Below are 22,377 nucleotides of genomic sequence, written 5' to 3'. Positions count from 1 at the left end.
GCACCCGCCGCACTAACAGACGGGGTTGTCCGCCAAGGGGGTTGTCCCGGATGCCGGAGGATTTAGGACACAGTTCGATATCGGGCGTGAAGAAACAGCGCGCAAAAGCGGCGGACGGCCTTCCGGCCGCCCGCCGCTTCGTCTTCCTTCCGGTGTGTCCGGCGTCAGGAGGACCCGCCGCCGGTCGCCCCGCCCTGGGCCGACTGACCGCCGGCGTGGCCGCCGGCTGTCGTGCTGCCGGTGGTGTTCTGGCCGGTCGTGTTCCCGGTGGTGTTCTGGCCGGTCGAGTTCCCCGTGGTGTTCTCGCCGGTGGTGGTGCCGGTGGTGTTCTCGCCTGTCGTGTTCCCTGTCGTGTTCTCGCCGGTGGTGGTGCCGGTGGTGGTCTCGCCGGTCGTTCCGCCGTCCGGCGAGCTGCTCCCGGTCGAGGTGCCCCCACCCCCGGTGGAGGTGTCGGTCGGCCCGCCCGGGGATGTCCCGCCGCCGGTCTCCGACGGAGAGCTGCCGGTGCCCCCGTTGGACTGTCCGGTGGTGCCGGGGCTGGGCTGGCCGGGCGGCGGTGACTGGCCCGGCGGCGGCTGCGACGAGGCGGGCCCGCTGGGCGTTTCGGGCGGGGCGCTCGTCCTGCGGTCCTCGCCGCCGGTGGTGCCCTCGGGGCGCTTGAACCACGTGCCCGTCTTCGGGTCGCGCAGGGTGAATTCCTTGATCTTGGACTTCGCGGGCTTGACGACGACCGAATTCGAGGACTGGTATCCGGGCCACTTGCTGCCCACCGTCTTCACATCACCCTGGAGCGCGGTCGGCGGCGTCAGCGGATTGCCGCACTTGCAGCGCACCCGCGGCACCCCGTACGAGTCGACCATGACCGCGGTGCCGGACTGCAGGACCGACTGGAAGGTGGTGGCCTTGCCGTCCTTGAAGCCGTGGTTGGTGACCCGGGTGTCATAGGTCAGCTGAACGGGCGTCAGTGACCGCAGATAGGACGGGACATCGCCCGGCTTCTTGCCCAGGACGCCGGCGAACGCCTGGTTCCTCGCCGGGGCGCTGGTCAGAAAGCTGATCTGCTTCTCGACATCGCAGCTCGCGCTGTTCTCGGTACCGCCGTAGAGGCCGGGCGTCGCCCCTGAGAACTCGCTGTTCCCGCCGCCGGACGGCTTGCGCGGGGTGGCGGACGGGGTCGGGGTGGACTCGTTCGCCGATGACGCCGTGACCGGGTCCTGGCCGGTGGAGGAGACCGGTTCGGCGAACACCTCGCTTCCGCCGCCGCCCGGACGGGTGAGGACGACGATGAGGATCACGGCCACCACCACGGCGGTCGCGAGGATCGCGACCCGCGGCGCGGACTTCCACCAGGGCCCGCCGGCTCCGGCGCCCTTGCCCCCGCGGCCGCCACCGCCACCGCCGCCGCCACCCCCGCCGCCCCGGCCGGGGCCGCCCGGCGGAGGCTGCTGGTAGCCGGGCGCGGTGGGTTCCTCCGGCTGGCCCTGCCCCGGCCATGAGCCCACCTGTGTCGGCTCGTGTCCGGGGCTGGACGGCGTACCGGAGAGCGGGCCCGACGGCGGTCCTGTCGGGTGGCTGTCAGGCGGCGGTGGAGATGTCACGGGTGCCTCTTCCGACGCGTGTGGGCCATCCGGCTATGCGAATTTTGCCCGGTTTGTCTAGGTCAAGGACATTGTGTGCCCGGGAGCGGCGCCGTCCGCAAGCGGGGCGGCACGCCGGTGCTTACGGTGGTGCGTGCGTGCCGTACCTGCGGTAATTGCAGGCACCTTCCGTCGCCCCACGGCCAAAACCGGCAGAAGAGAGGTTGAGCCAGATGCGAGGCCCCGCGTCCGCCGGTTCCCCGGGCCCGGCGCCGTCCCGTGGCGCACCGTCCCGTGGCGCACCGCCCCTCCTCCGCGGTTGGGCGCAGGCCCTCGGCGCGACGGTGGCGGCCCTCGTCGCCATGATCGTGGTCGCCGCCATCGGCCTGTGGGCGGCGGGTGCGACGGACCTTCCCGGCGGGGCGTTCCCGTCCGTAGTGGCGGCCACCGTGCTGGTCGCGGCCGGTGGCTCGGTGGGGCTGTCCGGCGGCGCCGGGGACATCGTGGAGGCCGATGCCGCCCTGGACGTCATCCCGCTGTCGGTCACCCTCGCCGGAGCGCTGGTGCTCGCCGCCGTCTTCCTGCTGCCGCTGCGGCACCGTGCGGTGGCCACCACCCGGGAGCTGCTCGGCCGGATCGCCCGAACGGCCGTGTGCTGGCTGGTCCTTCTGCTGCTGGTCTCGCTCGCCGCCCGGCACAGCTTCCGGATCTCCGTGGGCAACGACCTCGCCAACGAGATCGGCACCGACCTGGGCGCCACACCGACCGTCGGCTTCCGCGCCGATGTGCCCGCGACGCTCGGCGTCGGCCTGCTGTGGGTACTGGCGCTGCTCGCGCTGACCTTCGTCATCTCGCGCCGGGCCCCGCTCTCGCCCCGGCTGCTGCACTTCCAGGACTCCGTACGGCCACCCGCGTTCGCGATGCTGCTGACGCTGCTCGGCTACGCCGTGATCGGGCTGGTCATCGGCATCGTCGAACTCATCACCAACGACCGCCCGGCGCAGACCCTCGCCGTCATCTTCCTCGGGCTGCCGAACCTGGCCTGGATGGCGCTGGGTATCGGCACCGGCGGCGCCTGGGTGGGGCACATCGACAAGGCCCTGGGACTGCCCCTGCCACACCTCCTCGACCAGGTCCTCCGCACCCACGGACAGCGCACCCTCGACCTCGGCTCGCTCGCCGAACACGACCGCCGGGCCTGGCTGCTGGTGGCGGTGGCGGCCGTGGTGCTGCTCGCCGCCGCCTTCACCGCGGCGGTCCGCTCCCCGGCCCGGCTGCCGGCCTGGCGGCACGCCGTCGAGATGGCCGTGGCACTGGCCGTCACCCTCTTCGTCGTCGGACTGCTCACCCGGATCTCCGCCCACTACGGACTCTCCGTGATCGGCATCGGCGACCTCGGCGGCGACCTGGGCGGCGAGGTCACCCTGGAACCCCAGCTGCTCCGGCTGGTGGGGGTGGGCCTCCTCTGGGGACTGGTCACCGGCTTCCTCGGCAGCCTTTTGGCGCGGCGCGTACGGCATCCGGGTGAGGTACCGGTGCCGCATGAGCCGCCGAAGCCGTGAGAGCGCCTCAGTAAGCCGTGAGCGCGGGCGTCCCCTACGGCCCCGTCCGCCCCGGGAACATCGGGGTCGCCCAGCGCGGCGGTGGCGGGGGTGCCGCGCTGCGCCGGCCGCCCTGGTCCGCCGGGATGTCGACCTGCGTCATGGGATGGGCCTGGGGGGTGCCGGCCGCGACCGGGGGGACCGTGGCCCGGCCGGCCGCGCGCAGTGCCGCCACGAACCCCCGGCAGGTCTCGTAGCGGTTCTCCGGCGCCTTGGCCAGGGACTGGGCGAACACCGCGTCGACGGTCTCCGGCAGGTCCGGCCGCAGCTCCGTCATGGCCGGCGGCGGGTCGTACTGATGCGCCCACAGCAGCGCCATGTCGTCGTCGCGGCGGAACGGCGGCGCCCCCGTCAGCATCTCGAACAGCACGCAGGCCAGGCTGTAGACATCGCAGCGGCCGTCCACCGGGCGGCCGGAGATCTGCTCGGGCGCCACATAGTCCAGCGTGCCGACGAACTGGCCCACACTGGTGAACCCGGTCAGCGACAGGGACTTCTTCGTCAGCCCGAAGTCGGTGAGATAGGCGTGCTCGGGGCGGTCGCTGTCGGTGCCCTCGGCGATCAGGATGTTGCCCGGTTTGACGTCCCGGTGCACGAGGTCGTGCGCATGGGCGGCGTCCAGCGCGGAGGCCACCTGGAGGGCGATCCGGCAGGCGGTCTCCAGCGGCAGCGGGCCGTCGCGGTCCAGCAGCGCCCGCAGGTCCCGGCCCTGGACGTAGCGCATCGCGATGTAGAGCACGCCCTCGGTCTCCCCGGCCTCGAAGACCGGCACGATATGCGGGTGGTCGATCGCCGCGGCGACCCGGGACTCATGGGCGAAGCGCTGCCGGAAGGTGTCGTTCCGGGCGAGTTCGGGCGCCAGCAGCTTCACCGCGACGGTACGGCCGAGCCGCAGGTCCTCCGCGCGGTAGACCACCGCCATCCCGCCCCGGCCGATCTCGTCCTGCAGCAGATACTCGGCGATCTGCCGCCCGCGCAGCCCGGAGGAGTCGGGAGCGGTGGAGTGCCGCTGAGGCCGCCCGGGTGCCTCGCCGTTCACCGGATCTCACCCACGGGGTTCGGCGGCGGGGGCGGCCGCTCGCCGGGCTGCATGGCGCGGGTCCGGCCGGGGTCCGCCGCCGACGGGCCGTCCGGGGGGCCCGGCGCCTGGGGGTCCGGTGCCGGGGCGGGCCCGCCGGCGGCCGAGGGGGCCGCCCTGGCACCCGCCGCCTGACCCGGCCCCTCCGGTGCCTCAGATGCCTCCGGTTCCGCCCCGTCCCCCTGCCGCTCCCCGGACCGCGACGACGGCCCCGCCGTCACCGCGTAGGTCTGCAGCGACACCCCGTCGCAGTAGCACCACCGCTCGTGCCGGGCGTCGTAGAGCCAGAGCGCATCGCCGTCCACGACCACGCCCAGCCGGGTGCCCCGGGTGCGCCGGCCAAACGACTCGCCGTCCAGCTGCCCGGCGGCCAGCTCCTCGATCAGCTTGCGATAGCGGCTCAGGTCGCTCTCCACGGCGCCCAGCAGCGGACGGGGGTCCGCGGTCCGGGCGGCGGGCTGTGCGGCGGCCGGTGCTTCGCGCGGGACGGCCAGCAGCAGGCGGCCATCGACCCAGGTCGACCAGCCGTTGGAGCACATCGCCAGGGCCCAGTCGCCACGGCGGTCGACGATCTGGACCGGCAACAGCGGATCGAGCGGTGCCGAGGGCCGGGTGGTGTCCGGGGCCGACCAACTCGCCATACCTTCCGGCGGGACGACATGGCTGGGGAGGAATTCCGGCGAGGTCACAGGCGGCTCCTCGGCACTACTTGCGCATGATCTCGGGCTCGTGCCGCCGCAGCAGCTTGGCGACCACGAACCCCAGCAGCAGGGAGAGCACGATCATCATGCCCATGTTCAGCAGCCAGGTCCCCGGCTTGTGCTGGAACAGCGGGTCCGCGGTGCCCTGCGGCATGATGTGGTGCAGATCGATGGTCCCCGCCATGGCCCCGAGCGCCCACCGGGACGGCACCAGCCACGCCAACTGCTCCAGCACCGGCACCCCGTTCAGCTTGAGCAGCGCACCGCAGAACACGACCTGCACGATCGCGAGCAGGACCAGCAGCGGCATGGTGACCTCTTCCTTCCGCACCAGCGCGGAAACGAACAGGCCGAGCATCATGGCGGTGAACGCCAACAGCGCCACCGCGAGGGTGATTTCGATCAGCGGCGGCATCAACACCCCTTTGCCGCCGGGTGCGTTCAGATTGACGCCGATCAGCGCCACCAGGGTCAGCACCACGGCCTGGACGATCGTGATCAGCCCCAGCACCAGCACCTTGGACATCAGATAGGCCGAGCGGGACAGGCCGACGGCTCTCTCCCGCTGATAGATGGTCCGCTCCTTGACCAGCTCCCGCACCGCGTTGGCGGCGCCGGTCAGCACCGCTCCGACGCACAGGATCAGCAGCGCGTTGACCGCCGAGTCCTGGGTGAGCGCGGACCCGGCCAGGGCATGCGCCATCGCGCCCATCACGAACGGCAGCGCGACCATGATGATCAGGAAGGTCCGGTCCGCGGTCAGCGCCGCCGTATAGCGCCGGACCAGCGTGTGCAGCTGCTTGCCCCAGCTCTGCCCCTTCGGCGCGGTCACCGGGCCCGACGGGGCCTCCGGGGTCCGCAGGGGCTGATGGGAGTCCGCGGCGACATAGCGCCGGTGCTCGGGCGAGGCGCGGAACTGCTCCGCCCAGGGACGTTCCCGGTCGTTCTCGAAGGCCTCGAACGCCTCCGGCCACTGCTCGAACCCGAAGTAGGCCAGCGCCTCCTCCGGCGGTCCGTAGTAGGCGATGGTGCCGCCCGGCGCCAGAACCAGCAGCCGGTCGCAGACATCCAGGCTCAGCACGCTGTGGGTGACGACGATGACCGTACGGCCGTCGTCCGCCAGGCCGCGCAGCATATGCATCACGGAGCGGTCCATACCGGGGTCGAGACCGGAGGTCGGCTCGTCGAGGAAGAGCAGCGACGGTTTGGTCAGCAGCTCCAGGGCCACGCTGACCCGCTTGCGCTGGCCGCCCGAGAGGCTGTGGATCGGCTGGTTCGCCCGCTGGTCGAGGCCCAGTTCATGGATCACCTCGTCGACCCGCGCCTGCCGCTCCTCCTTCGCGGTGTCCTCGGGGAAGCGCAGCTCCGCCGCGTATCCCAGGGCCCGGCGCACGGTCAGCTGGAGATGCAGGATGTCGTCCTGCGGGACGAGGCCGATGCGCTGGCGCAGCTCGGCGTAGTCGCGGTAGAGGTCCCGGCCGTCGTAGAGCACCGTGCCGTCGTCCGCGGGGCGCAGCCCGGTCAGCGCGTTGAGCAGCGTCGACTTTCCGGCGCCGCTCGGCCCGACCACGGCGAGCAGCGTTTTCTCGCCCACCGGGAAGGACATCTGCTCCATCAGCGTCTTGCGGCCGTTGTCGACGCGTACGGCCAGATCCTGGACGTCCAGCGACACCTCGCCGGTATCGATGAACTCCTGGAGTTCATCGCCGACCAGGGCGAACGCGGAGTGGCCGATGCCGACGATATCGCCGGGGATCAGCGGGGCCCGGTCGACCGGCTGGCCGTTGAGGTAAGTGCCGTTGTGGCTGCCCAGGTCGACGATTTCGAAGCCCTCGGCACCGGCGCGCAGCTCCGCGTGCCGGCGGGAGACCGAGAGGTCGTCGACGACCAGGTCATTTTCGGGGGCGCGGCCGATCCGGGTGGTCCGGGCGGCCGGCAGTGGCCGTACGGAGCTGGGCTGCCGGAAGGTACGGGTACCGGCCGGATGCGAGACGGCGGAGGGCCGCTCGATACGGGTCGGCGGCGGGGCCGGTGCCTGTGGCGCGGGCGGCTTGGGCGGGGCCGGCGGTGGTGACACCCCGGAGAGCACCGCGCACGGACCGTCCGCGGGGTTGCCGAACCGGATCACGCTGCCCGGCCCGACACCGGTCTCATGCACCCGCCGCCCGTCGGCGAAGGTGCCGTTCGTGCTGTCCTCGTCCTCCACGGTCCAGTGGCCGGACTTGGTCCGCAGCACCGCGTGATGCCAGGAGACCCGGGCGTCGTGGAGCACGAGTTCGCAGGCGGGGTCCCGTCCGACGTGGTAGGTGCGGCTGGGGCTCATCACCTGTGTGCTGCCGTCGGACTCGATGACGAGTTCCGGCGCGGTGGGCGCATCCTGCCGCTCAGCCATACCAAAATGCTACGGCCGCGAGCCGGGCTCCGCCTGTCGGCGCGGCAGCGGGCGCCGGCCCGCAAAGTCCCCTTCCCAAAACGGCAATTCGGGGCATGATCACCCTTTATCCGAGCGAATACGACCGGTTACTCGCGAGAAACGGCACAGGTCAACTAGGGTGAACGCTCCGATTGGTCCCACTTGCAAATTCCATGGAAATGCCGGAATTTGCCGCACTGGTCGAAAGAAGTCCTGCGGAACCGGGACGCACCGCGCAGTGCAGGGCTGCGTGGTGTCGGTAACAGCGCTGAACGTCGGCTTTGTAAGACCCAGCCGGCCCGTCCGTCCTCCGGGACACGGCGGGCCGGTCCCTTCTTGTTCACCTACCTCCCGAAGGCAAGGCAGAGATGGCACGAGTCTCCCCACAAGACCCCGAGCAGTTCTCTCAGCAGCGGACTCATCCCGTCGACGAGGTACTCCCCGTCGGCAAACTCGCCCTCTACGGTTTCCAGCACGTCCTCGCGTTCTACGCGGGAGCGGTGATCGTCCCGATCATTCTCGGGAACGCCCTGGGTCTCTCCCGCGAGGAACTCGTCTATCTGATCAATGCGGACCTGCTGACCTGCGGTGTCGCCTCGATCATCCAGGCTCTCGGCGTCTGGAAGATCGGCGCCAGGCTGCCGCTGGTCCAGGGTGTCACCTTCACCGCGGTCTCCCCGATGATCGCCATCGGGCTGGGCGCGGGCGGCGGCACCGCCGGCCTGCTCGTCGTCTACGGCGCGGTGATCACCGCGGGCATAGCGACCTTCCTGTTCGCACCCTTCTTCAGCAAACTGATGAAGTACTTCCCGCCGATCGTCATCGGCACGATCCTCACCGTCATCGGCCTCACCCTGATCCCGCAGGGGCTGCAGGACGCGGCCGGCGGTGCGCAGTTGAAGGGCCACGCCGAATTCGGCTCCTCCAAGAACCTCGCCTACGCGCTGGGCACCCTGCTGTTCATCCTGCTCGTGGTCCGGCTCGGGAAGCCGTACCTGCGCAGCCTCGCCGTGCTGCTCGGCCTGGTCGCCGGGACCGGCGTCGCCTGGCTCCTGGGCGATGTGGACTTCAGCGGCGTACAGAGTGCCGACTGGGTCGGCGTCAGCACGCCCTTCCACTACGGAATGCCGAAGTTCGAGGTGTTCCCGATCATCGCCATGATCATCGTCATGCTGATCACCATGGTGGAGACCACCGGAGACGTCTACGCCATCGGGGAAGTCACCCGTAAGAAGGTCGACAACACCACCGTCGCCAATGCCGTGCGCGCCGACGGCGTCGCCACCATTCTCGGCGGAATCTTCAACTCCTTCCCGTACGGGGCCTTTGCGCAGAACATCGGCCTGGTGCGGATGTCGAAGGTCATGAGCCGGTTCGTGGTGGTCGCGGCCAGCGGCTTCATGATCGTGATGGGGCTGCTGCCGAAGGCGGGCAGTGTGGTGGCCGCCATTCCGCATCCGGTGCTCGGCGGTGCCGCGATCGCGATGTTCGGCATGGTCGCGGCAGTTGGCATCCAGATCCTCGGCAAGGTGGACCTGCGCGAGGAGCGCAACGCCCTGATCCTCGCGGTCAGCCTCGCCGCCGCGCTGCTGCCGAACGCGGTCGCGCCGTTCTTCGAGCGGATGCCGGAGGACGTCCGGGCGGTCCTCAACAGCGGGATCACACTGGGCAGTCTGACCGCCGTCCTGCTCAACCTCTTCTTCAACGTCTTCACCCGCGGTAAGACGATGGAGATCGACTGGGACGAGATCGAGGGCGACGAACCGGAAGCGGCGCACGAGCCGTTCGGGGCGCCCGCACCGGCGGAACCGTACGCCCCGCAGGCACTCCACCGGCCGGTCCCGCCGCACGCTCCGGGGCCGCAGCACCCGCAGGGCGGGCCGGACTGGGGCAACCCCGGCCGCTGAGTCCGTCAACGGCAGCGGGCGGGGAGGGAACCGGACACCCGGTTCCCTCCCCGCCCGTTTGCGTCGGTGCCCGCGCCGCCCGCCGTCAGCCGGTGGGCACGGTGTTGAACGGCGGCGCCTCGCCCGCGTCCCCGATCAGGTCCCAGAAGTGGTCGACCAGCCGGCGCAGATACGCCGAGCGCTCGGCCGCGACCTCCTTGAGCCGGGAATCGTCGTTCCGTGCCACCACATGCCCCATATAGCGCTCGGAGAACTCCGCGAACTCCCCGTGCATCGTGCGCAGCGCGTCGCTCACCCGCGTCTTGTTCAATGTGGTGATCTTGGTGACCGGCCCGACATGCGACTTCCAGCGCCCGTCGATGGCCGCCCGCAGATGCCCGGCCAGCACCTCGTCCTGGCCCATCACCCCGATCAGCTTCCGCAGCGACAGCCCCAGCGCCTCCACCAGCGCCTTGGTCTGCCGGTAGTCACCGTTCCACTGCTGCGCCGATTCGGCCGCCCAGTACTCGTCCGGTTCCATGCCGATGAGTTGCGACAGCCGCCCCACGCTCAGCTGGCGCGCCATCCGGTGCTCGGCCAGGGTCCGCGGCTCGACGCCCATCAGCACCGTCGGCGGGCACCACAGGACATCCGCCAGGACGAACAGCTGCGGCTCGGTCGGCACCTGGGAGCCGTACTCCCATGCCTCGACCTGCTCGGGGTGGACCGGCGTGCCGCATGCCGTCATGGACTGGGCGACCTGAGTCGTACTCAGGCCGACCCGGGCCCGCGCGGATCTGGCCTCGGCGGGAGAGAAAGGAGTGCGGTACACGAACGGGACACCTCGCTGCACCCGGCGAAGGGAGGGTGCGTGGGGGAAGCGGGCATGGAGGAACATCCAGGAGCGGGCAGATTAACAGATGGGCGATACGTACGAATCTACAGCTCCCCGCCGACTCGAAGGGCGCGCCGAGCGGTGCGGGCGGGCGCGGGGGAGATGTGCGCTATCTGTCCGATTCCACGCCTCAACTCCCTTACTGGGTATAGCCGATGCCTCGGTGCTTACCGGTCGGTAGTGACACGTTGAGACCGCGCGGACAGCGGGACGTGATCAGAGCGTTACGCAGAGGCGGATGTCCTTCGCCGGAATCAGCGTCGCGTGCGCGGCTCTCCGGCGAAGATCCTGTCCAGGTGGTAGTCCAGGGTGCGGCGCACCTCGTCCAGCGTGCGGCGGTCGTGCAGCACATCGCCGCCCAGCCCCACCGCACCCGAGACCAGCAGATCGGCCTCGTGCCACGGGTCCAGACCGGGCGCGGTCCGCCCGTCGGCCTGCGCCGCGGCGATCAGCTCCGCCACCATCCGCTCCAGCGGCTGCTCGGCGGGGAGAAAGACCCTGGCGAGATCGGGGTCCGTCAGACTGCGGGCGTAATACGCGGCGAACACCCGCAGCGCGGTGGCGCGCTGGGCGTCCACCGGCAGGAATTCCTCCAGCACCGCCCGCAGCAGACCCCGGGGTTCGGTGCCATCGAACCGGATACGGGAGCGGGCGATGCGCTCATTCTCCGCGTGCAGCAGATGCAGCGCGTCGACCAGGAGCCGGTGCTTGCTCCCGAAGTGGTACTGAACCGTGCGCAGCGACATCCCGGCCTCGGCCGCGACCTCCCGCAGGCTCGCCGCGTGCAGCCCCCGCTCGGCGGCGATCCGCCAGAGCGCCTCGGCGATGCGCAGGCGCTTGCCCGACGGGGCCGGTCGCGCCGGCCGCCCGGCCGCCGGGACCGGCGTCTGCTTGCGCCGCCGGTACGCCTTGGCCTGACAGCTGCGCGAGCAATACAGCGCCGGCCGGCCCCGCCCCGCAGGGGAGAGGGCTGTACGGCACATCCGGCACACCGGCCCTTCCGCCCGCCCCTTTTCCGCACGCACAATTCCCCTCCCGAATCCCTGAATTGTGTGACGTAAATCGAATTCAGCAGCAATTAGCGGGCCAATGGCCGCTTGCCGAATGATACGTTCGTAACGTCCTCGGGGGAACAGAGGACTTATCAACGGGACTTGGGGGACTGATGAAGTACGACATCCTGCAGATCGCCGGGGCCATCGTGATGGTGGTTTTCGCGCAGGGCGCGATCCGGCTGCTCTTCGACCACACCGACACCGGATTCCTCGGCTGGCTCGGCGGTGGCTTCGCCCTCACGCTGGCCGTACATCTGGCGCTGTTCGCCATGGGCGTGCTGCTGACGGGCTGGTCCCACACCCGGGCGAAGGCGCTGGGGCGACGGGGCTGAGGCCGCTCACAGCGGGATCGGAACGGGGAGCAGGGCGGAGAGCGCCCGCTGCACGCTCCCGGTGTGCAGCGGGCGGGTGGGGAGGCGGGGCGCCGGACCGCGTGGTCGGGGCGCCGGCCGGGAGGGGAGGGGGCGGGTAGGGGTGCGTCAGCCCACGTGGACGCGGGGCCGCAGGGCCGGGGTGGGTTCGGCGCGGCGTAGGACCTCGCGGGTGACCGGGGCGACCTCGCCGTCGCCGAAGACCAGGAAGCGCAGCAGATGGCTGAGGGGATGGCCCTCGGTCCAGTTGAAGTAGACGTGCGGGACCTCGCCGGTGTGCTCGCGTAGCTGCATCAGGACGGCGGCGATGGTGTTGGCCACCCCGGCGCCCTCCACCCGCAGTATTTGTGCCCCGTACCGCTCCTCGCCCTGGACGTGCAGGTCCGTGGTGAAGTCCGAGGAGTCCCGGACGGTGACCTCCAGGAACAACACCGGCCGCCCGTCGGGGATATGGGTCTCCTCGCGCTGGCTGTACTCCTTCTCCCGGTACTCCGCCTCGTCCCGCTCATCGGGCTCGTTGGCGATGACCCGCAGCGGCCCGGCCGTCAGCGCCGCGTCGATCAGCCGCTGCGCGGTGTCGTCGAATTCGACCTGTACGGCGCGCAGTTCGAAGGCCCGGTGCACACGGGAGGCGAACGAGGTCAGCAGGATGCCGAGGATGAACAGCAACGCGATCTTCAGGCCGTCCGGCCGCTCGATGACATTGGTGATCAGGGTGTAGCCGAAGACGAGGGTGATGGCGCCGAAGCCGACGGCGGCCGCCCGGTGGCGGCGGTGGCGGGCGGCGACGGTGGACGCGAAGGACGCCGAGAGCATCAGCACCAGCACCCCGGTCGCATACGCACCGCTCTGCTCATCGACATCGGCGTCGAACAGGACGGTGATACCGAAGGCGATAGCCACGAAGATCAGCACCAGCGGACGCACCGCCCGCGCCCACTCCGGGGCCATGCCGTAGCGCGGCAGATAGCGCGGTACGAGGTTGAGCAGTCCCGCCATCGCCGAGGCACCGGCGAACCAGAGGATGGCGATGGTGGAGAGGTCGTAGACGGTGCCGAAGGCTTCGCCGAGGTACTCGTGCGCCAGATAGGCCAGCGCCCGCCCGTTTGCCGAGCCGCCGCTCTCGAACTCGTGCTGCGGAATGAGCAGGGTGGTGGCCAGGCTCGACAGCAGCAGAAAGCCGCTCATGACCAGCGCCGCCGTGGTCAGCAGCCGGCGGGTGCCGCGGATCCGTCCGGCCGGGTGCGCGGCGGTGTCCGCGGCATCGCCCCGTACCTGCGGCATGACGGCGACGCCCGTCTCGAAACCGGACATGCCCAGCGCCAGCTTGGGGAAGACCAGCAGCGCCACCCCGACGATGGCCAGCGGCGAGGAGTGCCCGGCCGTCATCGCGCCCCACCAGTCACCGACCACCACCGGATGCGACAGCACCTGCCAGGCCGAGGTGGCCAGCACGACGACGTTCAGCACCAGGTAGGTCCCGACGAGTCCGACGGCTATCCCGATCGCCTCGCGGAAGCCCTTGAGGAACACCGCGCCCAGGGCGGCCAGCAGCACCAAGGTGATCCACAGATTGGCGCCGTGCAGCAACGGAGGGGCGAACGGGTTCTCCACGACATGCGCCGAGGCGTCGGCGGCCGACAGCGTCATGGTGATGACGAAGTCCGTGGCGGCGAACCCCAGCAGCACCAGGACCAGCAGCTTCCCCGCCCACCACGGCAGCAGCCGCTCCAGCATGGCGATCGAACCCTCGCCGTTCGGGCTCTCCTTGGCGACCCTGCGGTATACGGGCAGCGCACCGAACAGCGTCAGCGCGATCAGCACCAGCGTGGCGAACGGCGAGAGCAGCCCGGCCGCCAGCGCGGCGATGCCCGGCTGGTAGCCCAGCGTGGAGAAGTAGTCGACGCCCGTGAGGCACATGACGCGCCACCAGGAGTGCCCCTTGTGCTCGGCCGGCGGGGTGCCGTGCGGCCCGGGGTGGCGGGCGGCCCGGCCGCTCAGTCCGTCCAGGAGCCAGCCGCGCCACCGTGGGGCGTTGGAAGCGGGAGACGGGTGGTCCGCCTGGACAGTGCTCATGCGGGTACGTCCTGCCGATCATCGGTCGTGGGTTCGGGCAACGAGGAGCGAGTATGCATCACCGTGTGGGCGCCGATCCGCTCCGCCCCGCAACCGGCGACATCGGTCGGTTCACCCCCAGGCGTCAAGAGGGTGTCAGAAAGCGTCCGCCGCCCGTACGCGCCGCGTTAAGGACTGCGTCACGGCGCTCCCGCCACCGTCAGCCGCGCGCAGTCTGGCAATAAGGGTCCACCGCGGAACCACGGGGCCACATCGGTCCGCCGCCGGGGCCGCAGCAGGAGGTGTTCCGTGTTCCCCGTGACCGCCCCTCACCGTCCGGCGCCCCCGCTCGGCCCGTCCCGCCCGACCCGCCCCCGTATCACCCGGTTTCCGCAGGTGGGGCGGCGATCGACGCGGCCGCCCCACCGGGTGCCCACGGACCGCACCCTCGCCCGGGATCTCGCGCTGCCGCTCGGCGCCGTCGGGGCCGCGCTGCTGGTGACCGCCCTGATGCTGACCGGCGGGACCGCCCACGCCCCGGCCGCGCTGGCGCTCTTCGCCCTGCTGACGGTGGCCGTGGCGCTGCGCGCCCGGCCGGCTCTGGTGCCGGTCGCGGCCCTGGTGTCCTGGATGTTCTACGACGGCTTCGTGCTCCACCAGCGCTCGGAGCTGGCCTTCCACGCACCGGACCGGACGAGCCTGCTCGTCCTCCTCCTCGCCGGTGTCGTGGGCGCGGGCTGCGCGGCCGCCGTACGGGCCGTCCGCCGGTTCCGTTTGCCCAGGTAGGGGGGCAGGGGAGCGGTCGGGGATAGGGGACAGACCCGGCCGCCCGGGCAGGGCTTAGGGGAACGGCCCGGAATATCGGGCAGCCCGGCTGAGGCTCAGGGAAGGCTCAGCCCCGGCACCAGCACCTACGACGCCGGGCGAAGGACGCGCGCCGGGAGCGGGACGCCGCGGCCCGCCGCCGTCGGCCCGCCGCACCCATGAACCCGAGCCCGATGCCCAGCATCCAGACGTCCTTGGCCAGGCCGGTGCCCTCCTGCGTCGGCCGCAGGCTCCCCGACTCCCGCATCCCGGGCGTCCGCAGATACATCCCGACCAGCCCGCCGGAGAATCCGGTCAGCGCGAGCCCGGCCAGCCGGGTGGGGACGAACGGTGCCAGCAGCGAACCGCCGACCGCGACCTGGGAACAGGCCAGCATCCGGGTGAACTGTTCGGCGGGGATCTTGGTCAGGAACGGATAGGCCACACACGCCATGCTGTGCACGCCCTCGGCGGTTTCCCGGTCGGCCCGCAGCATGGTCAGCCCGGCATTGAGGATGAACGCACCAGTGGCCAGACGCGGAGCCAGATCACGCGCTTCGGGCAGCTGCACCATGGGAGCCTCCAAGATCAGTCGTCGGCCCCCTGACCGAGCTTAGCCAGGGGGCAAGGGGGCTGCATCCTGCAGCGGTTCCGGGCGCTGCCCGGCGGCTGTCCCGCGTCCTGCCCGGCGGCTGTCCCGCGGCCCCCGTGCCACGCCCGCAGCCCTCCACCCCACCCCGGCACCGTCCTCTCAGCGCCGGGACGTCGCCCCGGCCCCGGGGAGCGCGGTGACGCCGCTGAATCGTCAGCAATGCTCAGCCGCTCACCTGCCGCTCGTCCGCCGCTTGCCCGCCGCTCGTCCGCGTCGATTGTCAGTGGCGTGTGCGACGCTGCGGAGCATGCGAATGACACCTGACGGGCGGCCCGTTCCGCCCCCGCATGCCGATGAACGCGCCATGTTGGAGAGCTGGCTGGAGTTCCACCGCGCCACCCTCCCGCTGAAGTGCGCGGGACTGGACGACCAGCAGGCCCGCCTGGCCTCGGTGGCCCCGTCCACCATGACGCTGCTGGGCCTGGTCCAGCATCTGGCGGAGGTGGAACGCAACTGGTTCCAGCGGGTGTTCGCCGGTCTGGACGTGCCGCCGGTGTACGAGGCGGAGAAGGGCAACGGGTTCACCCTCGCCCCCGACCGCGGGATAGCCGAGGCGCTGGCCGACTGGCGCGCGGAGGTCGCCCGGAGCCGTGAGCTGATCGCCACCGCCTCACTCGACGACACCGGCACGCTCTCCGAGCGAGAGGCCGGATTCGTCGGGGACCAGCGGGTGTCGCTGCGCTGGATCCTGGTCCACCTGATCGAGGAGTACGCCCGCCACAACGGCCATGCGGATCTGCTGAGGGAGCGCATCGACGGCGTCACCGGGGCCTGAGGGGCGAGGGCTCGGGCGGAGTTCCGAGGACCCCGAGGACTTCGGGGGGAGACGAAGAACGCCGGCCCGGAAAATGGTTGGCGCCGATGCGAGGGGCCGTTCTACAGTCAGCAGCGTTCGGGAGGACGGCCCCGCGGCCTGTCCTCGTCGGCCGTGGAGAAATACCGGAGGTGAGTACTGATGACTGTCATTGCGACGGGCGCTGCCCGCATTCAGAAGATCATCAACTTCCTCCCCGCGGTCTCCGGCTGACCAGACGTCACACGACGCAGGACGCACGACACGCCAGGCACGGCACACTACGCACGCCACGCGTCACACGTCATACGTCGCTGCTCTTCGCTCGCGCCTCGCGCGCCCGGCCGGGACCGCTCCTTCTCGAAGGGTCATCCCGTTGTTCGACCTCCATCACTCCGCTGCGCACCCGCTGACCGCCTACGGCTGGGACGACGGGTTCGCGCAGAGTTTCACCCCCTTTGCCGGGCAGGGAATCGTGCCCGGCCGTATCGTCCGCGTGGACCGCGGGCGGGTGGATGCCGTCGTGGCGGACGGCGACGGCATCCGTACCGTCCTGGCGGACACCGCGCTGGTGGCGACCAGTGACCCGATGCGGGTCCCGTGCACCGGCGACTGGGCCGTGCTCGACCTGGAGAACGGGCGCAGCGGCGACCATGTCGACGGTGTCGTACGGGCGTTGCTGCCGCGCCGGACGGCATTCGTGCGGTCGACCTCGTCGAAGCGTTCCGAGGGCCAGGTGCTGGCCACCAACATCGACCACATCGTCATCTGTGTATCGCTCGCGGACCAGTTGGACCTCGGGCGGATCGAACGGTTCCTCGCGCTGGCGCTGTCCGGCGCGGGCCATACGGAACCGCTGCCCGCCTCCGCCCTCGCCGCCGGGGCCGACGCGCAACCGGTGGTCGTGCTGACCAAGGCTGATCTGGCCGGGGAGCCAGGCGGTCTGGCGCATCTCATCGAGGACGCCGAGGCCGCGGCGCCCGGAGTGCCGGTGCTGGCGGTCAGTTCGGAGACCGGCGACGGGATCGATGTGCTCGCCGCCGTGCTCGCGGGCGGTACGTCCGTACTGCTCGGGCAGTCCGGTGCGGGCAAGTCCACACTGGCCAATGCCCTGCTCGGGGAGCGCCTGCAACGGGTGCAGGCCATCCGCGACCGGGACGGCAAGGGCCGGCACACCACGACCACCCGGGATCTGCGGCCGCTGCCCGGCGGCGGGGTGCTGATCGACACCCCGGGGCTGCGCGGCGTCGGAATGTGGGACGCCGAGTCCGGGCTCGCCCGGACGTTCTCGGAGGTCGAGGCGCTGGCCGAGGAGTGCCGCTTCCACGACTGCGCGCACCGCTCGGAGCCCGGCTGTGCCGTCCAGGAGGCCGTCGAATCCGGGGAGTTGCCCGCCCGACGGCTGGAGAGCTACCGGAAGCTCCAGCGCGAGAACCAGCGCATCGTGGCAAAGACGGACGCCCGGCTGCGCGCCGAGATCCGCCGTGACTGGAAGCAGAAGCAGGCGCTGGGCCGGCATCTGATGGAGCGGAAGCGGGGTCCGCAGCGGTGAGGTGAACGGTGGGGGAGGGCCGCCGGCGCTCGGCCCTCCCCACCGGCAACACCACGTCCGATTTCCGCCAGTCACTGTGCGGCACAACGGCGCACACTCAGGGCGTGAGGGACGAGGAGGCCAGGTACGAAGCGGTGACCAGCCGCGGCTCCGGACGCCGCCCCATACGCGGTCGCCGAGCGATTCGGCACCTATCCGCTGCTCGGCCCGCTGGTGGCCGAGTGGCGCCGGGCTGGGGAAGCGGTCCGGGCCGGGCGGGAGATCCGGAGCGGGCGGAAGGTCCGGGGCGGCGGAGCCGCAGGTGGCCCCACCAGCGCAGCCGCCAGGCGAGCCATCAGGCGAGCCATCAGGAGCGTCGGCATCACCCCTGTACCGGCCGACCCCGCCGGAGCGTGCGCCCCAGCCAACCCCGCCGGAGCGTCTGCCCCAGCCAACCCCGCCGGAGCGTCTGCCCCAGCCAACCCCGCCGGATGCCCCCTCAGCCCGCCACCACGGCCCCGATCCAGGCCCCGACGACCAGCAGACAGGCGAACAGCTCGACCAGGACGCTCAGCCCGATGGCGCGCAGGACCGTACGGGTCGAGGCCCAGGCGTCGCCGTGGCTGCCGAGCCGGATCCGTTCCAGCAGGTAGAGACCGCCGACCGAGCCCAGCAGGCCCCCGATGACCGGGATCACGAAGAACCCCACGATGCCGGCCACCCCCGCCAGGAACAGGGCCCGGTACGGCGCGCCCACGGCCCGTAGGTTGCGGGCCGGCAGCAGCCACTTCACCACCTGATTGAGCAGCAGTACGGCGGTGGCGGCCATCAGCACCACCCAGGCGAGCGCGGACTTCTCGGACAGCGTCCACCACATCACGCCCGCCCAGACGATCAGCGGCCCGGGAATTCCGGGCACCAGCACCCCGAGCAGCCCGAACAGCATCACCAGACCGGTCGCGACCAGCTGCCACGCACTCATGCGACGGCCGCACTTCGCCCGGCCCGCCCGCCGTCGCCCCGCGCGCGCCGTCCCACCGTCCGCTCGCCGCCCTCGCTCACACGCCGGCCTCCCTCCCGGCGGGCGCACGCCCCGTGACGGCCCGTACGCTCTCTCATGCGCCCAGCGTGCCGGAAGCGGCCCGGACGCGCTTGCCGACGGCGGACGGCCGGAGCCCGACTCCCCGGGGAGCGTGACGGACGTACCCCTCACACCGGGCCCGAAGTGACCGCTGTCCCTGGTGATCCGGCCGCCCCCGAGGTACCACGCCGCTGACATGACCTGATCACCGCCTCCACCGAGCGGTCACTCTTATGAGTCCGACCGCCCGGTGGACGCTCTTTCGCGCCCTGTTGAGGGCACGGCCGCGCAGGGACAATACGGCGCATGAACCAGCAGGAGGCCGGGTGCGGCCAGGAGGACGACTGGTGGCGGCAGTTGTACGGCGAGGCAGGGGGCGACGACGTACCGGGACGCGCCCCGGTCCGCGATGCCGGGCCGTCCGACACCCCGGACACCCTCGATGACCGGGTCGCCTCAGCACTCCGCGCGGTAGCCGCACCTCGCCGCCCGGCCCCGTCCCGTCAGCCACCCCCGGCCCGCACTTCGGCCTCTCAGCCGTCACCCCAGCCACCTCCGCCTCGTACTTCGGCCCCTCAGCCGTCCCCGCAGCCGCCCCCGGCCCGTACTTCGGCCTCCCCGCCGTCCCCGCAGCCGCCGCCACCCCGCCCCTCGGCGTCCCCACCGGCCCCGATCCCGCTCCAGGCCACCGGACCGGGCCGGCGCCCGGCATCCCCCACCCGGCCGACCACCCCATCCACACCCGAGCCACCTCGCGACACCCCCGCACCGAACACCCCCGCACCGGACCCCACCGCGCTCCCGCCCGACCCCCTGCCGCTGTCCGCCCCCGAGCCGTACGCGCTGTCCGACCTTGAGCTGGACCTGCACTCCAACCCCGAGCTGGACCCGCAGTCCAACCCCGAGCTGGCCCCGCACTCCGACCCCGAACTGGGCACCCTGCCCGCCGCCGACCCGGCCGCCCTCGACGAACTCGTGCCGGACTCGGCGCTGGACGGCGCCCGGTACGGCTCGCTGACCCTGCTGGCCGCCTCACGGCGCGGTGACCTCGCCCGCCACCGCGGTGACGTACGCCGCGACGCGCTGCTCACCGCCCGCTTCGGGGCCGGCCGGCACGCCCTGATCCTGGTCGCCGTCGCCACCGGCCGCCCGGCCGGCGAGGGCGCCCACCGGGCGGCCCAGGAAGCCTGCGCCCGGATCGGCGGTGCGGTCGGCCGCAGTTACACCCGACTGGCCGAGGACATCCGTACGGACCACCGCAGCGCCCTCAAGTCCGGGCTGCAGCGGCTCACCGACCGCAGCTACGGCCGACTGCGCGGCCGGGCACGAGAGGCGGAGGCCGCGCCCGAGCGGTACTCGACCGCACTGCGCTGTCTGCTGCTGCCCGCCGACCCGGAGTGCCGCACCCGGGTGTTCTTCGGCATCGGCGCGGGTGGCCTCTTCCGGCTCCGCGACGGCGCCTGGGAGGACTTGGAGCCCGCGGTGCCGGAGCAGACCGTGAACGGGGGAGCGGACGGCCGTGGCGGACGGCTGCGTTCCGAATCCGACAGGCTTCCGGCCGACGGCCCGGACCGGTCCGATCCGTTCCTCTTCCGGACGGCCTTCGCCCGTCCGGGGGACACCCTGCTGCTGTGCAGCGCCGGCCTCGCCGAACCGCTGCAGCAGGACCCCGCGTTCGCCGCCCGGCTGGCCGGGGAGTGGTCCGCCCCCGAGCCTCCGGGGCTGGTGGCCTTCCTCGCCGCCGCGCAACTCCGGGTACCGGGTCACCCGAAGGACCGTACGGCCGTCGGAGTGTGGGAATCGTAGGACGGCCTGTCCGGCGGCGGATCAGGGCCGCCGGGGCCGCGACGCAGCCCACCGGCAAGGCCCGAGCGGCCGGCGGCCCCGGCCCCGGAGCGCTGCCGGAAGGAGCGCGGCCCGAAAGGACCGCCGTAGGGGAGGCGAACCCGGCCACCGCATGGGTTCATGGGACGGGACCCCTCGGGTACACGGGAAGGGCCCACCACGCCAGCGGGCACTCAGCCACCCGCCCGCACACCCGTCCCCCCACCCCCGTCCCCGCACACCCCTCCCCACACCCCCGTCGAAGGAGCGACAGCGACATGGCGAAGCAGACCGTGGCCGAGCAGTTCGTGGACATCCTCGTACGGGCAGGGGTGCGACGGCTCTACGGCGTCGTCGGCGACAGCCTGAACCCGGTGGTGGATGCCATCCGCCGGAACTCCGCGATCGACTGGATCCAGGTCCGGCACGAGGAGACCGCCGCCTTCGCCGCCGGGGCGGAAGCGCAGCTCACCGGCTCCCTCGCGGCCTGCGCCGGCTCCTGTGGCCCCGGCAATCTGCACCTCATCAACGGCCTGTTCGACGCCCACCGCTCCATGGCCCCGGTCCTCGCGCTGGCCTCCCACATCCCGTCCAGCGAGATCGGCACCACCTTCTTCCAGGAGACCCACCCCGACCGGCTGTTCACCGAGTGCAGCCACTACAGCGAGCTGATCTCCAGCACCCGGCAGATGCCGAGGGTGCTGCAGACCGCGATCCAGCACGCCATCGGGCAGAGCGGCGTAGCGGTCGTCGCCCTCCCCGGCGATATCGCCGGGGAACCGGCCCCCGAGCGCGCCATCGAACACGCCCTGGTCACCGCGCGCCCGTCCGTCCGCCCCGGAGAGGCCGAGCTGGATGCGCTGGCGACGATGATCGACGAGGCCGACAAGGTGACGCTGTTCTGCGGCAGCGGCACGGCGGGCGCGCACGCCGAGGTGATGGAGTTCGCCGAGCGGGTGAAGTCCCCGGTCGGACACGCGCTGCGGGGCAAGGAGTGGATCCAGTACGACAACCCGTACGACGTGGGCATGAGCGGTTTGCTCGGCTACGGCGCGGCCTACGAGGCCACCCATGAGTGCGATCTGCTGATTCTGCTCGGCACGGACTTCCCGTACAACGCGTTCCTGCCCCATGACGTCAAGATCGTCCAGGTCGATGTCCGGCCCGAGCACCTGGGCCGCCGCACCACACTCGACCTCGCCGTCTGGGGCGACGTCCGCGAGACGCTGCGCGGTCTGATCCCCAAGGTCCGGCCGAAGCAGGACCGCAGGTTCCTCAACCGGATGCTGAAGAAGCACGCCGAGGCGCTGGAAGGCGTGGTCAAGGCCTACACCCGCAAGGTCGAGAAGCACACCCCGATCCACCCCGAGTATGTCGCCTCCGTTCTGGACGAAGAGGCCGCCGACGACGCAATCTTCACGGTCGATACCGGTATGTGCAATGTATGGGCGGCCCGCTACCTCACCCCCAACGGCCGCCGCCGGGTGATCGGTTCGTTCAGCCATGGCTCGATGGCGAACGCGCTGCCGCAGGCGATCGGCGCCCAGTTCCTGGACCGCGGACGCCAGGTCGTCTCCATGTCGGGCGACGGCGGATTCTCCATGCTGATGGGCGACTTCCTCACCCTGGTCCAGTACGACCTGCCGGTGAAGGTGGTGCTGTTCAACAACTCCTCGCTGGGCATGGTGGAGCTGGAGATGCTGGTGTCCGGTCTGCCGTCGTACGGCACCACCTACCAGAACCCGGACTTCGCGGCCATCGCCCGCGCGGCCGGGGCCCACGGTGTCCGGGTGGAGAAGCCCAAGCAGCTGCGCGGCGCCCTGCGCGACGCCTTCCACCACAAGGGCCCGGCCCTGGTCGACATCGTCACCGACCCCAACGCCCTGTCCATCCCGCCAAAGATCAGCGCCGAGATGGTCTCCGGTTTCGCCCTGTCGGCCGGAAAAATGGTGCTGGACGGCGGAGTCGGCCGCATGCTCCAGATGGCCCGCTCCAACTTGCGGCACATTCCCCGGCCTTAGCTTGGTGGCGGCGGCCGGGCCCGCGCCTGGCGTGAAAGG

At 71.6% G+C, this 22,377-nt stretch carries 17 protein-coding genes; 8 read left to right on the top strand and 9 right to left on the bottom strand.

Annotated features, from left to right (window positions below; all coding sequences use genetic code 11):
- Positions 1-164 precede the first annotated feature (164 nt).
- Positions 165-1,502, bottom strand: a complete 1,338-nt coding sequence (locus tag STRTU_RS07115) for a DUF6777 domain-containing protein (protein ID WP_159742765.1) — start codon at positions 1,500-1,502, stop codon at positions 165-167.
- A gap of 299 nt (positions 1,503-1,801) precedes the next feature.
- On the opposite strand from STRTU_RS07115, the gene STRTU_RS07110 reads away from it, so the two are divergent.
- On the top strand, positions 1,802-3,139 hold the full coding sequence (locus tag STRTU_RS07110; protein WP_159742764.1) for a streptophobe family protein: 1,338 nt from the start codon (positions 1,802-1,804) through the stop codon (positions 3,137-3,139).
- A 34-nt stretch (positions 3,140-3,173) separates the two neighbouring features.
- Here the strand turns inward: STRTU_RS07110 and STRTU_RS07105 are convergent, their stop codons facing one another.
- The 3 genes from STRTU_RS07105 to STRTU_RS07095 are packed head-to-tail and all read right to left on the bottom strand — an operon-like array spanning position 3,174 to position 7,349.
- Positions 3,174-4,217, bottom strand: coding sequence for a serine/threonine-protein kinase (locus tag STRTU_RS07105; RefSeq protein ID WP_159742763.1), 1,044 nt, complete (start codon positions 4,215-4,217; stop codon positions 3,174-3,176).
- On the bottom strand, positions 4,214-4,945 hold the full coding sequence (locus STRTU_RS07100; RefSeq protein WP_159742762.1) for a hypothetical protein: 732 nt from the start codon (positions 4,943-4,945) through the stop codon (positions 4,214-4,216). Before STRTU_RS07100 ends, STRTU_RS07105 begins: the two co-directional genes overlap by 4 nt.
- A 16-nt stretch (positions 4,946-4,961) precedes the next feature.
- Positions 4,962-7,349 (bottom strand): ABC transporter ATP-binding protein/permease, encoded by a 2,388-nt coding sequence (locus STRTU_RS07095; protein ID WP_159742761.1) that lies wholly within the window; start codon positions 7,347-7,349, stop codon positions 4,962-4,964.
- Between the two features lie 389 nt (positions 7,350-7,738).
- Between STRTU_RS07095 and STRTU_RS07090 the strand changes: the two genes are divergently transcribed.
- Positions 7,739-9,277, top strand: coding sequence for a nucleobase:cation symporter-2 family protein (locus STRTU_RS07090; protein ID WP_159742760.1), 1,539 nt, complete (start codon positions 7,739-7,741; stop codon positions 9,275-9,277).
- A gap of 85 nt (positions 9,278-9,362) precedes the next feature.
- Here STRTU_RS07090 and STRTU_RS07085 read toward each other — a convergent pair whose 3' ends face one another.
- Both STRTU_RS07085 and STRTU_RS07080 read right to left on the bottom strand, forming a co-directional pair.
- A complete protein-coding gene (locus tag STRTU_RS07085) occupies positions 9,363-10,088 on the bottom strand; it encodes a transcriptional regulator (protein WP_246240188.1) in 726 nt (241 codons plus the stop codon).
- Between the two features lie 317 nt (positions 10,089-10,405).
- Complete coding sequence (locus STRTU_RS07080) at positions 10,406-11,134, bottom strand: TetR/AcrR family transcriptional regulator (protein WP_159742759.1); 729 nt, start codon at positions 11,132-11,134, stop codon at positions 10,406-10,408.
- Positions 11,135-11,316: 182 nt separating this feature from the next.
- Between STRTU_RS07080 and STRTU_RS07075 the strand changes: the two genes are divergently transcribed.
- Positions 11,317-11,538 (top strand): hypothetical protein, encoded by a 222-nt coding sequence (locus STRTU_RS07075; RefSeq protein ID WP_159742758.1) that lies wholly within the window; start codon positions 11,317-11,319, stop codon positions 11,536-11,538.
- Between the two features lie 147 nt (positions 11,539-11,685).
- Here STRTU_RS07075 and STRTU_RS07070 read toward each other — a convergent pair whose 3' ends face one another.
- On the bottom strand, positions 11,686-13,653 hold the full coding sequence (locus tag STRTU_RS07070; protein WP_159742757.1) for an APC family permease: 1,968 nt from the start codon (positions 13,651-13,653) through the stop codon (positions 11,686-11,688).
- A gap of 297 nt (positions 13,654-13,950) precedes the next feature.
- On the opposite strand from STRTU_RS07070, the gene STRTU_RS07065 reads away from it, so the two are divergent.
- Entirely contained in the window at positions 13,951-14,418 is a 468-nt protein-coding gene (locus STRTU_RS07065) for a DUF4118 domain-containing protein (RefSeq protein ID WP_246240186.1), read from the top strand.
- 106 nt (positions 14,419-14,524) lie between these two features.
- Here STRTU_RS07065 and STRTU_RS07060 read toward each other — a convergent pair whose 3' ends face one another.
- Positions 14,525-15,010 carry a hypothetical protein gene (locus tag STRTU_RS07060; RefSeq protein WP_159742756.1) on the bottom strand — a complete coding sequence of 162 codons (486 nt, stop codon included), beginning with the start codon at positions 15,008-15,010 and terminating at the stop codon, positions 14,525-14,527.
- 325 nt (positions 15,011-15,335) lie between these two features.
- Here STRTU_RS07060 and STRTU_RS07055 point away from each other — a divergent pair, with 325 nt between their 5' ends.
- Both STRTU_RS07055 and rsgA read left to right on the top strand, forming a co-directional pair.
- Positions 15,336-15,863, top strand: a complete 528-nt coding sequence (locus STRTU_RS07055) for a DinB family protein (protein WP_159742755.1) — start codon at positions 15,336-15,338, stop codon at positions 15,861-15,863.
- A 394-nt stretch (positions 15,864-16,257) separates the two neighbouring features.
- Positions 16,258-17,433, top strand: a complete 1,176-nt coding sequence (gene rsgA, locus STRTU_RS07050) for a ribosome small subunit-dependent GTPase A (RefSeq protein ID WP_159742754.1) — start codon at positions 16,258-16,260, stop codon at positions 17,431-17,433.
- A 478-nt stretch (positions 17,434-17,911) separates the two neighbouring features.
- Here the strand turns inward: rsgA and STRTU_RS07045 are convergent, their stop codons facing one another.
- On the bottom strand, positions 17,912-18,394 hold the full coding sequence (locus tag STRTU_RS07045) for a DUF456 domain-containing protein (RefSeq protein ID WP_159742753.1): 483 nt from the start codon (positions 18,392-18,394) through the stop codon (positions 17,912-17,914).
- Positions 18,395-18,799: 405 nt separating this feature from the next.
- On the opposite strand from STRTU_RS07045, the gene STRTU_RS07040 reads away from it, so the two are divergent.
- Together STRTU_RS07040 and STRTU_RS07035 are read left to right on the top strand one after the other, a co-directional pair.
- Positions 18,800-20,299, top strand: coding sequence for a protein phosphatase 2C domain-containing protein (locus STRTU_RS07040; RefSeq protein WP_159742752.1), 1,500 nt, complete (start codon positions 18,800-18,802; stop codon positions 20,297-20,299).
- A gap of 296 nt (positions 20,300-20,595) precedes the next feature.
- Positions 20,596-22,338, top strand: a complete 1,743-nt coding sequence (locus STRTU_RS07035; protein ID WP_159742751.1) for a pyruvate dehydrogenase — start codon at positions 20,596-20,598, stop codon at positions 22,336-22,338.
- Positions 22,339-22,377: the final 39 nt, after the last annotated feature.

The organism is Streptomyces tubercidicus, assembly GCF_027497495.1.
GTDB classification, from domain to species: Bacteria; Actinomycetota; Actinomycetes; order Streptomycetales; family Streptomycetaceae; genus Streptomyces; species Streptomyces tubercidicus.
This window is presented reverse-complemented; position numbering and strand designations above follow the sequence as displayed.

Coding starts and splice junctions, on each gene's coding strand:
- STRTU_RS07055 (WP_159742755.1), top strand. CDS start 15,336: ATGCGAATGACACCTGACGGGCGGCCCGTTCCGCCCCCGCATGCCGAT.
- STRTU_RS07070 (WP_159742757.1), bottom strand. CDS start 13,653: ATGAGCACTGTCCAGGCGGACCACCCGTCTCCCGCTTCCAACGCCCCA.
- STRTU_RS07075 (WP_159742758.1), top strand. CDS start 11,317: ATGAAGTACGACATCCTGCAGATCGCCGGGGCCATCGTGATGGTGGTT.
- STRTU_RS07045 (WP_159742753.1), bottom strand. CDS start 18,394: ATGAGTGCGTGGCAGCTGGTCGCGACCGGTCTGGTGATGCTGTTCGGG.
- STRTU_RS07095 (WP_159742761.1), bottom strand. CDS start 7,349: ATGGCTGAGCGGCAGGATGCGCCCACCGCGCCGGAACTCGTCATCGAG.
- STRTU_RS07090 (WP_159742760.1), top strand. CDS start 7,739: ATGGCACGAGTCTCCCCACAAGACCCCGAGCAGTTCTCTCAGCAGCGG.
- STRTU_RS07035 (WP_159742751.1), top strand. CDS start 20,596: ATGGCGAAGCAGACCGTGGCCGAGCAGTTCGTGGACATCCTCGTACGG.
- STRTU_RS07040 (WP_159742752.1), top strand. CDS start 18,800: ATGAACCAGCAGGAGGCCGGGTGCGGCCAGGAGGACGACTGGTGGCGG.
- STRTU_RS07080 (WP_159742759.1), bottom strand. CDS start 11,134: ATGTGCCGTACAGCCCTCTCCCCTGCGGGGCGGGGCCGGCCGGCGCTG.
- STRTU_RS07060 (WP_159742756.1), bottom strand. CDS start 15,010: ATGGTGCAGCTGCCCGAAGCGCGTGATCTGGCTCCGCGTCTGGCCACT.